Here is a 14,552-nt window from a genome sequence, read left to right as displayed (position 1 = left end):
GATTGATACATATGCTAACTTAAATATTAGCAAGAAGCACACTCTACCGATACTTGGTGAATTAATTCTCTAGCAACCGTACCTTTATTCGGCAATACCGGTAAGTTGTCGATGTGATACCAAGCCGCGCTATATATTTCATTTTTATCGATACAAATATCGCCTGAATCATACTCAGCAATATACGCCATCATTAGCGAGTGTGGAAAAGGCCATGGCTGACTACGTATATAACGAATGTTTTTTACTTTGATGCCCACCTCTTCATAAACTTCACGTTTTAAGCAGTTTTCTAATGTTTCGCCCGCCTCAGCAAAGCCCGCGAGCACAGTATAAATCGCATCATTATTTTTATAATGTCGTTGATGTAACGCTAATAATATCTCATTTTTCTTACGAATAGCGACAATGATACATGGCGAAATACGCGGATAAGAACGATGCAAACATTGTTCACATTGGCAGGCTATTTCCTCTTCTATGCGGTACGTTTTTTCCCCGCATTGACCACAATATTGGTGAGTTTGGTAAAATAAAGAAACTTGTAGTGCTCGGCCTACCATATTAAATAAATCACTGTCCACTTTGCCCAATAAAATATGTGCATCTTCATAGGATCCAAAATCAATAATTGAGGCATCGACGCCTTCAATCAGATAACAAGGGTGAGATTGATATTCTCCAATTTTTATTTTATTGGCGAGTATCTCAATAGGTAAATTCAACGCACTTATTCTCGCATAAGGAACCATGTCACTATTATCCTGTATGAGTATCTTTTGATGCGCAATAAGAAACCACCACGCACGACCCTGCTCTTCGATTCTGTTTTTTGGTTCACTCATTTGAGATCCTTCTGGTTGATGTTTTTTGCTTAGCTCACAGTTATACATGAAGATACCCCTTAAACTCAAATTCAAGTTGACGACTGCACTTTTTTTATTTAGTTTTGATATAAATAAAAACAATAATACGGGAGCAAATATGTTAGAAAACATAAATAAAGCAAGAGAAGAATGGGGTGGAACACTGAATGTTATTGATAGTTGGCTCGCTAAACGCCAAAAGTTAGTTGTTTTATACTGTCAACTTGCAGGCACATCCCCCGCCCAACAAAAAAAACGTGAACTACCGAGCCAAAAAGAAATGACAATCTTTTGTCAAACCCTTTTAGAATATGCATCAACGGGTCACTTTGGTATTTATGAGCAGATTATATTAAAATGTAAACTCGATGGAAAAGAAAACCTTAAAATTGCACAAGAATTATACTCACGCATTACAACGACCACCGATACAGCACTTAATTTTAATGATAAATATTCAGAAAATGCCACGGATGCGGCCTTACTAGACTTTGATAAAGATTTATCAGAATTAGGTCAGCTTATGGAAGAACGTTTTGAACGAGAAGATCAACTACTCAGTGTTGTTATGCTACACAATACTCTTGCTTAATAAATATACTTTCAGTAACCTTTAATATGTCTTGATTACTTTACTGAAAGTATATGCCATAGCACGTAATTTAAATTACTTGTTGAGAACAAAGCCCTAAAATATCAACAACTTGATAGTTAACTATATCAAGCTTCAACGCACTAGAAACGGCACGAGTCTTTGATTTCTCTTTATCAATGTAAATTAATAAACGCTTTATCCTCTTATCTCAGCAAGTATCTGCTCCCATAAAGATCGTACTTAAAATTAATATAACCTTTAAATACGATCTTTATGTATGGCAGATTCAATAATAAAACCCGATTAAAGATTATATTTCCTGCATCTCTTTTAAATATTGATCTCTACGTAGATTAAAAGCTTTTCTATCTTTTGCAAGAACGCTTTTTGATGACGGTAAATGTACATTCATTGCATTAACCGCACGACCATAAATTTGAAATTCATAATGTAAGTGAGGCCCTGTAGAACGTCCTGTATTACCCGACTTAGCAATTAAATCGCCCATTTCAACTCGTTGTCCTCTACGTACTAATATTTTACTTAAATGTAATACTCGAGTTGTGTATTTACGACTATGCTTGATCACCACATAATTTCCCGCAGCCGGATGATAACCCGCACGAACAACAACACCATCCGCAATAGCATAAACTTTGGTTCCAACTATAACGGCTAAATCAGTACCTAAATGAGGGCTTATTCGGTGGGTTATAGGGTGTAAGCGTTTTAAATTAAAAGGCGAACTAATACGAGGATTTCCATCAACAGGCAGACGACGATAAGCCTTACTCAAGCCAAAACCATCATCATCATAATAACGACCATCTTCGCTTAAAAAAGCGGTGTATGTTTTAGATCGAGTTTTAAGTACGATAGCCAAAACTTCACTATCAAAACTATACTCACCATTTATATAATTTTTAGCAATAAGAACTTTAAAACTATCCCCGGAGCGTAACTGCCGATTAAAATCAATTTTTTCTTGTAATACATTCGATATTTGCTGTATTTGACCGGCTGATAAACCCGCATTTATGGCATTGATATAGAAACTACCGGAAATAGCACCTTGATATAAACTATGCGCCCATACACCTTTTTTCGTCTCTAATTGCGCAAGATATTCACCCTCATTAAACGTAAAGGTCAGAATGTTAGCATTATCAATAATAACTTTTAATACTAATAATTTGTTTTTAGCATTAATTAGCATTTTCAACTTCTGGCCCGGTAAAAGATTACCTTTTTTTGTGTAACAGATGTACTATAGCCATCTAGATGTAAGAACATCTAAATATATTTTAGTTCACTATTCAAGGAATTCACATGTCACGTGACTTATTCACTTCAGAATCTGTATCTGAAGGTCATCCAGATAAAATTGCCGATCAAATCTCTGATGCGGTACTTGATGCTATTTTAAAGCAAGATAAAAAAGCACGAGTTGCGTGTGAAACTTATGTTAAAACCGGTATGGTGATGGTGGGTGGAGAGATAACTACCGATGCATGGGTAGATATCGAACAAATTACCCGAGACACCATACGTGAAATCGGTTATACCAGCTCTGAAATGGGCTTTGATGCAGATTCATGCGCCATCTTAAATGTAATTGGTAAACAATCTCCAGACATCAACCAAGGCGTTGATCGCGAAGACCCACATGAACAAGGGGCGGGCGATCAAGGTTTAATGTTTGGTTATGCAAGCAATGAAACGGAAGTATACATGCCAGCGCCGATTACTTATGCACATCGCTTAGTAAAACGACAAGCAGAGGTTCGTAAAAGTGGAAAATTAAATTGGTTACGCCCCGATGCAAAAAGCCAAGTCACTTTTGCGTATGAAAAAGGCGTCATTGTCGGTATTGACGCGGTGGTTCTATCTACTCAACATTCTGAAGAGATAGCGCACCATGATCTTGTTGAAGCGGTTATGGAAGAGATAATCAAACCCGTACTCCCTGCTGAATTACTGTCTAAACACACTAAATTCTTTATAAATCCAACCGGTCGTTTTGTTATCGGTGGACCCGTTGGTGACTGTGGTTTAACCGGTCGTAAAATCATTGTTGACACCTACGGTGGTACAGCTCGTCACGGTGGCGGTGCATTCTCGGGTAAAGATCCATCGAAAGTAGATCGTAGTGCGGCTTATGCTGCACGATATGTTGCGAAGAATTTAGTCGCTGCAGGTTTCGCCGATCGTTGTGAAATTCAAATTTCTTATGCTATCGGTATAGCAGAGCCTATATCCATCAGCGTTGAGACCTTCGGAACCGAAAAAATTCCTAAAGATCGTATTATTGAATTGATCCGTAAACACTTTGATCTTCGCCCTTACGGTCTAATTCAAATGTTAGACTTAATTCAACCGATTTACCTTTCTACCGCAGCATACGGCCACTTTGGTCGTGAAGAGTTTCCTTGGGAAGCTTTAGATAAAGTTGAAACGTTAAAATCTGACGTTTTCTAATTTAAAGAATGCTCTCAGAAGAAGATAAAAAAGTACTTATGCAAAAAGGTGAAGATTGTTTCATCGATGCAGAGTGCTTTTTTAATCGACCTTTTAAACGTCCGATCTATCAATTTGACCAACGCGGAAAAGTGGCTGCGACCGCTCATTTGCAACGTAATATGCTCCGTTTTAATCCTATTTTATATTGCCAAAATAAAGATGAATTTATACAACAAATAGTTGCACATGAAGTTGCTCACCTAATTACCTTTTCTCTGTATGGTAAGGTACGTCCACATGGTAAAGAGTGGCAAAAAATAATGCAAAAAGTCTTCACACTTAACGCCAAAACAACACATTCCATGGACACTAAAAATGTACAAGGGAAATTGTTTTTATATCATTGCTTATGTACCGAGCACCCTTTAACTATACGTCGACATAATAAAGTATTAAAAGGTGTTCAATACCGCTGTAAAAAGTGTCAAAGTGAATTAACGCTTAAAATTATCTAAAATAATGCCCGTTGCCATCGCAACATTAAGCGACTCTGCACCACCAAAATTAGGGATCGTAATTTTATCTGTTATTAAATGCTGTAACGCTTCTGAAATTCCATGCGATTCACTACCCATTACAATAAAAGCTTTCTCTGGTAACACGTATTTATGTAAATTATGTCCTTCTAAATACGCACCAAAAATAGGTGCATCCTGCAGAGACAAATACTCGACTAAATTAACATGACTGACACTCATTCGTGCAAAAGAGCCCATGCTCGCGGCGATCACTTTAGGGTTGTAGAAATCGGCACAATCAGGACTACATACAATATTTTTAACCCCATACCAATCTGCAACACGAATAATTGTCCCTAAATTTCCAGGATCGCCCACTTTATCTAACACTAAGATCAATTCCTGAGGAGCAATATCTGGCAGTGTCGTTGTTTTACACTTTGCTACGACCAACACGCTATTATTTGAGACTAATGTGCCCATTTTTTTTAAGTCATCTTCACTCACTTCTGTACATAAAGGAACAAGTTGTAACGTCGATAACAGCGTATTATTTTTATTGATGAAAGTCGCTGTTGCAAAAATTTGTTGGATAATGAAATCAGAGCGTAATAGCTCTGCGACATTCTTTTCACCTTGAATTATAAATAAACCTTGTTTTTTACGTTGTTTTTTTTGTTCCAAACTTTTAATGAGTTTTAACTGATTTTTAGAGATCATTTTTCCAACCTAAAGGTGACAACACATAATAATCGCATCTTCGCGACCTTTTTCTAAGGGATAATAATCACGGCGCCTACCCACTTCAACAAATCCTAATTGTTGATATAAGCGCCATGCACTGCTATTTGAAACACGTACTTCAAGCCAAATTTCTTGCTCATCTTTATCTTTAGCAGTATCTAATAGTGACTGTAAAAGAAGCTTTCCAAAACCTTTCCCCTGCTCTTCGGTCGTAATTGCAATATTCATCAGTGTCACTTCACCCGCAACAGAGCTGGCGACATAATAACCAATAATTCTCGGTCCATCGACTAACACATGATTAAAATAGCGTTTGCCAAAATTGCTTAAAAAAATCTTCTCAGACCACGGAGATATATGCACGATGTGTTCAATTTTTGTGACACAAGCAATATCGGCAAGCCCCATTGGGACAATATTCACATTATGTGATCGCATCACAGTATTCTTCCCATAATTTCTTTTTTTTCTTTGCATCCATATATAACTGCGCTATCGAAGGTGAATTTAAAATAATAGAACCATCGAAACATCCACTTATCGCTCCCTGTGTAGACCAAATAATGGCGGGGAAATTAGCTTTTAATTGCAAGAATTCTGACATTGTGCAGTAATACACTTGCTCAGTTTTAATATTAAACGCTTTGAGTATATTCGTTAATAGAAGTGACTCGCGATCTTGCTTCGCACAAATGATTAATAACTCACAATCATTTAATGTGGCAGATAATTGAGGTGTTAAATACACAAAACGTGGCTCATTACGTAAAATCCAACGGGTTATGCCCATTTCTTGTAAATACAACGTTTTTTTATGTTGCATAAGCTACCTTATGATGCATGAGGCACTGCAATATACAGTAATCATAACTTAAACGATATCGCTTCATGTATATATATTAACGCGAATATCTATTTAATCGGGATATATAATAAGGCCTAAAGGTGATAATAATTGCTCTTGTTGCCAAGCACATATTTTAACACCAGAAAGATTCACACGTCGAAGATCTAACGAGTAAAGATCTGAATAGCGAATATCACAATCTTGTAGATTGAACAGCCCCCAACTGTCGGCTGCAAATTCGCTACGGCTTAAATTAGAGCCTTTAAAAGAGGCCCCTTGCAAATTTGCACCTATCCAACGGTTTTCAAAAAGATCGCATTTTTCCATGCATTGATGAGTAAAATTTGCATAAGATAAATTACAACCCGTAATATAAGCAGAGCAGAAATAAGCATTTTGACTAATGTGATTAACAAAGCTGGTTTTTAAAAAATTAGCACCTTTTAGGTCGCAATTTCTAAATTCTATAGCAAAACAGTTCGCCCCATAAAAATTCGCCATCGATATTTGGCAATCCTTAAAACTTGCATCACGTAAATCGCTATATTCAAATTTACAGCCATGATCTGAACCAGACTCTAAAAATTTACAATGAATAAATTGAGTATCCCTTAAATTTGCATGGCTAAAATCACAGCCGTAAAAATGGCAATATTCATAACGCTTAGCCTCTAAATCCTGGTCAATAAAACTTACATTTTTAAATGTTTCATTACGATATAACATACTATGCCCTCTGTTTAGATAAGACGCAGACTAGCATTGTAATATATAAAAATCCACACGAAACACCCACTTAAAATCAACGGGTTACGACCCAACAAACACCTACTTTACGAAGCCAAAATGGCACGCTAAGAGACTTTAAATGCAAAATGGAGCCCAGATAGGCTAAAAAAGTTTTACTTTATTTACAGAGCAAACAAAAACACGTCAAAAAGTCACAAAACAGAAGAAAAAAACCTAAAATATCCGATTATATTTTCTAAATTAAACAATAGTAAATCACCCTTAAATAGATTTATCTGTAAAGAAGAGCAGACTTTGTTAAGATCTTATTTGTTATACCTCACTTCGTGACGCTCGTTTTGAACTAAAATAGATAAATACGACGTATTAAAAGAAGAGATAAGAAGCGTATCGAAACGCTCTTGAACTATTACAGGTATATCAATAAATTAACAAAAGAGACAAAATTTCTCTAACTGAGGTTAAATGAGTTTAAACAAAGATAAATATAGTATCGATAACACCGACTACACAATAGGACAAGATAATATCCAAAAATGGGGGCTTGATGTACACAACCCTGTTTTTGGGATCAGTGCAGGGTTCATCGCTCTTTTTTTGCTCACTGTATTAATTGTTGACCCACAAACATCTAAATCTGTTCTTGATAGTTTAAAAGGACAAATTATAAATACCTTTGACAGTTTATTCATGTGGTCTGCGAATTTTTTTGTGGTATTTTGTTTGATTCTCGTTATTTCTCCTTATGGCAAAATTCGCTTAGGAGGTGATAAAGCTAAACCTGATTACACCACACTTTCTTGGCTCTCCATGTTATTTTCAGCAGGAATGGGTATTGGCTTGATGTTCTGGGGCGTCGCAGAGCCTCTTGCGTATTATACCGGTTGGGCAGGCACTCCGTTAAACGTAGCAGCCTACTCTCCTGAGGCGGTATCGATGGCATTAGGTGCAACGATGTTTCACTGGGGACTACACCCTTGGGCTATTTATTGTGTTGTTGCTTTATCTCTCGCCTTTTTTTCTTATAATAAAGGGCTCCCTTTATCCATGCGTTCGGTTTTTTATCCTATTTTAGGTGATCGTACTTGGGGATGGCCTGGTCACTGTATTGATATCCTGACCGTACTTGCCACATTATTTGGTTTAGCGACATCTTTAGGACTAGGAGCACAACAAGCCGCAAGTGGCTTTCATCATGTCTTTGGCATTGATGGTGGTTTACCATTACAAATTACGATTATTGTCGTCGTTAGCTTTCTTGCTGCCCTTTCCGTTTTACGCGGTATAGACGGCGGTGTTAAGGTAATTAGTAATATTAATATGCTACTTGCTCTTGTATTAGTTATCTTTGTTGCACTGGTCACTCTTGCTGTGACAATAGGCTCTATCCCACAAACTCTCATGGCCTATATCAAAAACATTATCCCTTTAAGTAATCCTATAGGTCGAGAAGATCAAGCGTGGATGCATAGCTGGACTCTTGTTTACTGGGCATGGTGGATTTCATGGTCTCCTTTTGTCGGCATGTTTATTGCGAGAATATCTAGAGGACGTACTGTGCGTGAATTTATTACGGCAGTGTTATTCATTCCAACTGGTGTCACTATTTTATGGATGTCCGTTTTTGGTGGAGAAGCCATTCACCAAATAGTCGATAAAGTAGGAATATTAGGATCTCAAGGTCTACATGAAATACCACTCGCTATGTTTCAAATGTTTGATGCTTTACCCTTAGGAAACTTATTATCCATACTTGGTATTATCCTTGTATTAGTTTTTTTTATTACTTCATCCGATTCTGGATCTTTAGTTATCGACAGTATCACCGCGGGAGGAAAAATAGATGCTCCTATACCACAACGTATTTTTTGGGCGTTAATCGAGGGCGCAATTGCTATCGCTCTTTTATGGGTAGGTGGCACTGATGCGATTGAAGCTTTGCAGGCGGGAACCATATCTACCGCATTGCCCTTTATCATCCTTCTTTTGATCATGTGTGTTTGTCTTATTATGGGTATGCGCACAGAAAAACATCGCGCTTAAATTTTATTAGAGTAAACAATGAAAAAATTAATTTAAAGCCACAATTCTTTGATAGCAGCATCCGAACTAAAATGATGCTTAATTTGAGCTTGTAATAGTTCTGCTGTTGCGATTGCATCAGTTAAAGCGTCGTGTGGTGAATACGCGGGTAAATTGTAGCGCAAGCGACTATTCGCTAATCGAATAGAGCTAATAGGGTAACCTTTTAACCAATTTAAAAATCCATGCGTTTGATCTTTTTGTATATTAGCTTCAATTTGCATCGTATCAATAACAGGGAAAATGATACCTTCTTCCACCTGTGCACGTAAATTAAGATCAAAAAAATCACGCTCAATACGACGATAGTGCACGACCACGACTTTTCCTGCAAGCTCCTCTAATAAAGAGCCTAAAATACTGAATAAATCAGGGGCACCTTGTAAATCAGAATGCGTTATCCCATGGATAATAATTGAGTTCTCTTTTAAATTATCTTCGGGATTGATATACCACTTTTTAGCATCTCTACAATAAATACGTTGTAAATCAAAGGGAACAAGGCCAATGCTAATAATGCTATTTTTAACCGGATCTAATCCTGTTGTTTCAAAGTCCAGAGCTACAAATTTTATATCACTTAATTTAGTGTCCTCGTGATATGTTCCCTTTTGATAAAATTTAAATAAATGCTTGTTTTTTGTTTGTAATGCTTTTAATTGCAAAAAAGCATTCCAATTTAATATATATTTACTGGTAAAATTATGCATTTTTAACCTTTATAATTTCGTGGCACTATAACGGTACTTTAAAAAGTTTTGAGCATTACTCAGCACCAAAAAAGCATCTTTTAAATGACGTCTCTCAAAATCTGACATATTCTCTGGCTCTATATTATTATCCGGCTCAATATCAGATTCAATATCTAAGGCTTGGTGACGTAAACGTACTAATGAAATTAATTCCATTGCATGTTTTAAATCTTCTCCTTTCGATTTTGGCAATATTTTTGCCTCAATAATATCATCCAAACGATTAAATGAATTTTGTGATTCTGATCCAATTGCAAGTGCATGCACACGAATAAGGTCGGCAAGAGGCGCGGTTCCTCGTCGTTTTAAATTGATAGAATTATTTTGACGACCATCTTTTTCCATGACAAAATCTTTAAAGAAACCCAAAGGAGGCGTTCTATTACGGGCATTACGTGCCAAACAGGCTAAAAATCGATTGTTTTTTCTCGCGCGACGCAAAATAAACATATTTAACTGCTCTGCCCATTTTATACGCCCATAAACACCCTCAATATCAAAGAAAATAGAGCAATTTAAGAGCGCTTGAGGATTGGGCTTATCTATCCAATTAGCAAAACATTCTTCCCATTGCACTTGAGTCTTCCTGTGCTCAGGGTTAGTTGCCATAATATCCCCAGTACAATAGTTGTAACCACAAATAGCTAAACCATCACATACAAATTTTGCCAATTTCTCAAAATATTTACCATGTTTCTTTTCATCATAACTATTATCTAAAATAATGGCATTATCTTGATCTGTAACGATTAATTGCTCATTTCTTGCCATTGATCCTAATGCCAAAAAACAATACGGAATCGGAGGTGGCCCATATTTTTCTTCAGCAAGTTCAATGAGGCGTTGTTTAAAACTACGTCCAATTTCCGACATGGCATGCCCAACCATATGTGAGTTAGCATCTTCATTGACCATTCGTAAAAAACAGTTCTTTAATTCGTGTGAAAGTTGCTCTAAATCTTCTGGACTTTGTTGCTGAAAGATACTACTTACAAACAACAAACTATTCTGTGATTCATAACGAATGATATCCGCAACCTCTATTAAACCTATTGGGTATTTATTTTTTAAAATGGGTAAATGATGTACGTTATAACGCAACATTAATAGCATCGCTTCATAAATATAAGAGTTATGATCTAAGGATATTAACTTTGTCGACATAATTTCTTTTACCGGATCATTAATATTTAAGCCTCCACCAATCACTTTCCCACAAAGATCATGCTCGGTGATAATCCCTACAAAGTTATTGCCTTCAACAGAAGGATCGTTAATCAATACTGCAGAGACATTCTCGTCACTCATAAATTTTGCAACACGTTGCATTGAACTCGTAATCGGTAACATTAATACATCACGGGTTAATAATGTTTTTACTTGAGAGCTCATCAGTGCATTCGCATCATCACTTTTACTTTCGACTGCTTGCTTTAAGCGCATACTATCTTCAACTTCGACAAAATCAGCAAAAGACTCATAGCGATCATATAAATCATGAAAAATAACTTCGGGAATACAATACAAAAGCGTGTCTTTCACCGATTTGGCGAGGAAGCGCACTTTATTATTGGTCAATAAACCGACTTGACCAAATAACTTACCTTGATCTAATCGATTATAAAGCTCACCTTTACGTCGATATATTTCAACAACACCACTGCGGATCAGATATAACTCACGACGCGTATCACCAAGCGGATTAATCATCGTTCCCATTCGATAATAAGAGATCTCGATATTCTGAGCAATATGGCACAGCTCCTCTTCAGGGAGCTGATTAAAAGGGTTATATTGACTAATAAAATCTTGGATTTCTAATAATTCAATGTCCATTTTTTCCTCGATGCAAGGTAAATATGTTTGTCTATATTTGACATTATATAATGTATTTTTAAAACCAAGAAAACACTAACTAGTTCACATTATTAGTCAGCAGTATCTTTAAAAGGTTCAAAATACCTTCATCCTAATTTTTTAATGTGCTTCATCCCAATTATTTCCGACACCTACGTCAGCAATTAAGGGAATATCTAAACAAATCGCCTGTGCCATGATTTCTTTTATCTTATGTGTATAATTTTCAACATACTCATCTTTAATACAAAATACCAATTCATCGTGCACTTGCATTAATAACTGAACTTGAGCGCTATCTTGCTTTTCTATCCACAGAGCAATATCCAACATGGCCTTTTTAATAATATCCGCAGCCGTACCCTGCATAGGAGCATTAATCGCGGCGCGTTCAGATGCTTTTTTTAAAATACCATTACGTGCATTGATATTTGGCAACTGTAAACGACGTCCTGAAATCGTTTCAACAAAACAGTTTTTACGTGCCTTTTCTCGCGTTTCTTGCATATAGATTAAAACACCAGGATAACGATTAAAATATTTGTCCATATATTGCTGTGCTTCTGAACGTGAAATCTTTAACTGCTTCGCTAAGCCAAAAGCACTCATCCCATAAATCAGCCCAAAATTAATGGCTTTAGCACTCCGTCTTTGCTCCGTTGTCACATCTTCTAACGCAACAGAAAAAACTTCCGATGCCGTCGCTTTATGAATATCAAGTCCAGTTGAAAAAGCGTCGAGTAAGCCTTTATCTTGCGAAAGATGTGCCATTATACGCAATTCAATTTGGCTATAATCTGCTGCCACAATTTTATATCCAGTCGGGGCAATAAAAGCTTGGCGAATACGGCGTCCTCGTGGACTTCTGATGGGTATATTTTGTAAGTTAGGATCGCTTGAAGATAAACGGCCGGTTACCGTTACTGCTTGATGATATGAGGTATGCACCCGCCCCGTCAATGCATTGATCATCTTAGGTAATTTATCTGTATAGGTTGATTTAAGCTTACTCAACCCGCGGTGCTCGATCACTAATTTAGGTAAAGCATACGTTTCAGCTAATTCAACTAAAACCTCTTCCGCTGTAGAGGGGGCACCTTTGGGAGTTTTCTTTAATATTGGTAATTTTAAGTCTTCAAACAAAATATTTTGTAACTGTTTAGGAGAGCTTAAATTAAATTCTTTACCTGCTTCAAGATAAGCACACTTTTCAATTTCAGCTAACCGAATGCCAATTTCAACACTTTGTTCCGCCAACATTTTAGCGTCTATTTCGACACCACCTAACTCTATATCAGAAAGAACATGTGCTAAAGGTAATTCAATGTCTTGATATAATGCGACTAAACAAGGTAATTTTTCTAATTTAGGCCATAACAACAAATGTAAACGTAATGTAAGTTCAACATTTACACCTACATACGAGGTGACATCTTTTATGCTAATTTTATTCAATGGCAGTTGTTTTTTACCTTTACCTGCTAACGATTCAAAAGGCACGCACTGATATTGTAAGTATTTAATGGTTAGTGAAGTTCTATCATGCTTACCGGTGCTATCGAGTACGTATGCTTCTAGCATCGTATCAAACGCAACACCTTGTAATTTTATACCTTCTTGAAGTAACACACTGCGCATGTATTTTAAATTATAAACAACTTTTTTAGGCGTCGAATTTTCTAGCAATGGTTTTAATTTATCTAATATTTCATTATATTCTAGCTGTTGAGGCGCATCAAGATAGTCATGTTTTAACGGTAGATAGATAGCTTCAATGTTTATTTCATCTGCGTCTTTACTCTGACATTGCAGTGCAAAAGAAAAACCAACAATTTTAGCCTGCATATAATCAGAGCTTGTGGTTTGAATAGAAAATGAAAATAATTCAGCGTTTTCTAACTTTTGAATAAGTTGCTTAAATTGTCCTTGGCTATAAATACATTGATCATGACGGATCACGCTTTGAGGTAACTCTTTTTTTTCATCATTTAACGATGAACTTTGTACCACCGCGGTAGACATCGTTCCTTTTAATATATTCTCGCCATCGAGTAACGCCGATAACCAACGTTTAAATTCTAACTGACCAAAAAGTTGTACTAAACTGTCCGTATCCTGTTTGGTCGTTTTAAAATCTGGATAAGTAACATCTAATGCAACGTCTAACTTAATCGTCGCGAGTTGATATGATAGACGCGCCATTGCTTCATTATCTACCATTTTTTTAGAAATTGTTTTACTACCACGAAAGCCTAATGGTGCTAACTTATCAAGGTTTTCATAAATAAGATCCATGCTACCAATACCTTGGATCATCGCTACCGCAGTTTTTTCTCCGACTCCCCGCACACCGGGTATATTATCCGCAGTATCTCCCATCAAAGCCAAGTAATCGATAATAAGCTCCGGAGGAACACCAAATTTTTCTTGCACGCCTTGTCTGTCTAATACAGTGTTAGTCATCGTATTAATCAGTAAAGTATGCTCATCTACCAACTGGGCCATATCTTTATCACCCGTACTGATCAATGTTTTAATACCTTGCTCACTCGCTTGTTTCGCTAAAGTGCCAATAACATCGTCAGCTTCCACACCTGGTACAATTAAAATAGGCAAGCCCATTGCTTTGATCACGGCATGTAACGGCTCAATTTGCGTACGTAGCTCATCGGGCATACTCGGTCGATTCGCTTTATATTGATCATAGAGATCATCACGAAAAGTCTTACCCTTGGCATCAAAGATGACGACAATATGCGAAGGCGAAAACTGTTGCATTAAGCTTTTTAGCATATTCACCACACCATAAACCGCACCGGTTGCATCCCCCGCAGAATTAGTTAAATGAGGAGGAGAGTAAAAAGCACGATAAAGATACGAGGAGCCGTCAACAAGTACAAAAGGATTTTCAGGGATAGTCGCCATCAATTTATTACCTAATAGCAGAAAAATAAATAACGATTATAACAGAAAAAAAGCCGAAAATAGTAATCTATTCGGTAAGTGGTTATTCACTTCCTTACGACAAAAAAACTCTGTGGATAACTCTGTTAGTAATTTAACGCCAAATTTGAGCTGGCA

At 36.7% G+C, this 14,552-nt stretch carries 13 protein-coding genes; 4 read left to right on the top strand and 9 right to left on the bottom strand.

What is annotated here, in order from left to right; translation table 11 throughout:
- Nucleotides 1-26: 26 nt before the first annotated feature.
- Entirely contained in the window at nt 27-845 is an 819-nt protein-coding gene (gene nudC / locus B8W84_RS01025) for an NAD(+) diphosphatase (protein ID WP_094751557.1), read from the bottom strand.
- A gap of 139 nt (nt 846-984) precedes the next feature.
- On the opposite strand from nudC, the gene rsd reads away from it, so the two are divergent.
- Nucleotides 985-1,458: a sigma D regulator gene (rsd, locus tag B8W84_RS01020; RefSeq protein WP_094751556.1), complete on the top strand. Its 474-nt coding sequence runs from the start codon at nt 985-987 to the stop codon at nt 1,456-1,458.
- Nucleotides 1,459-1,771: 313 nt separating this feature from the next.
- On the opposite strand, the gene B8W84_RS01015 is transcribed toward rsd, so the two are convergent.
- Nucleotides 1,772-2,677, bottom strand: coding sequence for a peptidoglycan DD-metalloendopeptidase family protein (locus B8W84_RS01015; RefSeq protein WP_257797877.1), 906 nt, complete (start codon nt 2,675-2,677; stop codon nt 1,772-1,774).
- A gap of 113 nt (nt 2,678-2,790) precedes the next feature.
- On the opposite strand from B8W84_RS01015, the gene metK reads away from it, so the two are divergent.
- A complete protein-coding gene (gene metK, locus B8W84_RS01010; protein ID WP_094751480.1) occupies nt 2,791-3,939 on the top strand; it encodes a methionine adenosyltransferase in 1,149 nt (382 codons plus the stop codon).
- Nucleotides 3,940-3,977: 38 nt separating this feature from the next.
- The gene (locus B8W84_RS01005) at nt 3,978-4,436 is read left to right on the top strand and encodes a SprT family zinc-dependent metalloprotease (protein ID WP_257797876.1); all 459 of its coding nucleotides are present in this window, start codon (nt 3,978-3,980) and stop codon (nt 4,434-4,436) included.
- Here B8W84_RS01005 and B8W84_RS01000 read toward each other — a convergent pair.
- The 4 genes from B8W84_RS01000 to B8W84_RS00985 all read right to left on the bottom strand — a co-directional run bounded on the left by B8W84_RS01000 (nt 4,416) and on the right by B8W84_RS00985 (nt 6,756).
- Nucleotides 4,416-5,159 carry a TrmH family RNA methyltransferase gene (locus B8W84_RS01000; RefSeq protein ID WP_094751478.1) on the bottom strand — a complete coding sequence of 248 codons (744 nt, stop codon included), beginning with the start codon at nt 5,157-5,159 and terminating at the stop codon, nt 4,416-4,418. The genes B8W84_RS01005 and B8W84_RS01000 overlap by 21 nt on opposite strands.
- 9 nt (nt 5,160-5,168) lie before the next feature.
- Nucleotides 5,169-5,621: a ribosomal protein S18-alanine N-acetyltransferase gene (gene rimI / locus B8W84_RS00995; RefSeq protein WP_257797875.1), complete on the bottom strand. Its 453-nt coding sequence runs from the start codon at nt 5,619-5,621 to the stop codon at nt 5,169-5,171.
- Nucleotides 5,608-6,006 (bottom strand): DNA polymerase III subunit psi, encoded by a 399-nt coding sequence (locus B8W84_RS00990; protein ID WP_094751476.1) that lies wholly within the window; start codon nt 6,004-6,006, stop codon nt 5,608-5,610. Before B8W84_RS00990 ends, rimI begins: the two co-directional genes overlap by 14 nt.
- A 93-nt stretch (nt 6,007-6,099) precedes the next feature.
- Nucleotides 6,100-6,756 (bottom strand): Qnr family pentapeptide repeat protein, encoded by a 657-nt coding sequence (locus B8W84_RS00985; RefSeq protein WP_094751475.1) that lies wholly within the window; start codon nt 6,754-6,756, stop codon nt 6,100-6,102.
- A 489-nt stretch (nt 6,757-7,245) separates the two neighbouring features.
- Between B8W84_RS00985 and B8W84_RS00980 the strand changes: the two genes are divergently transcribed.
- Entirely contained in the window at nt 7,246-8,823 is a 1,578-nt protein-coding gene (locus B8W84_RS00980) for a BCCT family transporter (protein ID WP_094751474.1), read from the top strand.
- A gap of 32 nt (nt 8,824-8,855) precedes the next feature.
- Here the strand turns inward: B8W84_RS00980 and B8W84_RS00975 are convergent, their stop codons facing one another.
- From B8W84_RS00975 to polA, 3 genes are all read right to left on the bottom strand, one after another.
- The gene (locus tag B8W84_RS00975) at nt 8,856-9,572 is read right to left on the bottom strand and encodes a 3'-5' exonuclease (protein ID WP_094751473.1); all 717 of its coding nucleotides are present in this window, start codon (nt 9,570-9,572) and stop codon (nt 8,856-8,858) included.
- Nucleotides 9,573-9,581: 9 nt separating this feature from the next.
- Entirely contained in the window at nt 9,582-11,450 is a 1,869-nt protein-coding gene (locus tag B8W84_RS00970) for a DUF294 nucleotidyltransferase-like domain-containing protein (protein ID WP_094751472.1), read from the bottom strand.
- A 141-nt stretch (nt 11,451-11,591) separates the two neighbouring features.
- Entirely contained in the window at nt 11,592-14,396 is a 2,805-nt protein-coding gene (gene polA, locus B8W84_RS00965) for a DNA polymerase I (RefSeq protein WP_094751471.1), read from the bottom strand.
- Nucleotides 14,397-14,552 lie beyond the last annotated feature (156 nt).

It is taken from the genome of Psychromonas sp. CD1, from assembly GCF_002239585.1.
In the GTDB taxonomy this organism is placed as follows: Bacteria; Pseudomonadota; Gammaproteobacteria; order Enterobacterales; family Psychromonadaceae; genus Psychromonas.
Note: the sequence above shows the minus strand (reverse complement) of the source record. Positions and strands in the feature narration are given on the sequence as shown.

What these genes read in the sequence shown, in the direction of transcription:
- B8W84_RS00975 (WP_094751473.1), bottom strand. Translation starts at nt 9,572, where the DNA reads ATGCATAATTTTACCAGTAAATATATATTAAATTGGAATGCTTTTTTG.
- B8W84_RS00970 (WP_094751472.1), bottom strand. Translation starts at nt 11,450, where the DNA reads ATGGACATTGAATTATTAGAAATCCAAGATTTTATTAGTCAATATAAC.
- rsd (WP_094751556.1), top strand. Translation starts at nt 985, where the DNA reads ATGTTAGAAAACATAAATAAAGCAAGAGAAGAATGGGGTGGAACACTG.
- rimI (WP_257797875.1), bottom strand. Translation starts at nt 5,621, where the DNA reads ATGCGATCACATAATGTGAATATTGTCCCAATGGGGCTTGCCGATATT.
- B8W84_RS00985 (WP_094751475.1), bottom strand. Translation starts at nt 6,756, where the DNA reads ATGTTATATCGTAATGAAACATTTAAAAATGTAAGTTTTATTGACCAG.
- nudC (WP_094751557.1), bottom strand. Translation starts at nt 845, where the DNA reads ATGAGTGAACCAAAAAACAGAATCGAAGAGCAGGGTCGTGCGTGGTGG.
- metK (WP_094751480.1), top strand. Translation starts at nt 2,791, where the DNA reads ATGTCACGTGACTTATTCACTTCAGAATCTGTATCTGAAGGTCATCCA.
- B8W84_RS01015 (WP_257797877.1), bottom strand. Translation starts at nt 2,677, where the DNA reads ATGCTAATTAATGCTAAAAACAAATTATTAGTATTAAAAGTTATTATT.
- B8W84_RS00980 (WP_094751474.1), top strand. Translation starts at nt 7,246, where the DNA reads ATGAGTTTAAACAAAGATAAATATAGTATCGATAACACCGACTACACA.
- B8W84_RS01000 (WP_094751478.1), bottom strand. Translation starts at nt 5,159, where the DNA reads ATGATCTCTAAAAATCAGTTAAAACTCATTAAAAGTTTGGAACAAAAA.
- B8W84_RS01005 (WP_257797876.1), top strand. Translation starts at nt 3,978, where the DNA reads ATGCAAAAAGGTGAAGATTGTTTCATCGATGCAGAGTGCTTTTTTAAT.
- B8W84_RS00990 (WP_094751476.1), bottom strand. Translation starts at nt 6,006, where the DNA reads ATGCAACATAAAAAAACGTTGTATTTACAAGAAATGGGCATAACCCGT.
- polA (WP_094751471.1), bottom strand. Translation starts at nt 14,396, where the DNA reads ATGGCGACTATCCCTGAAAATCCTTTTGTACTTGTTGACGGCTCCTCG.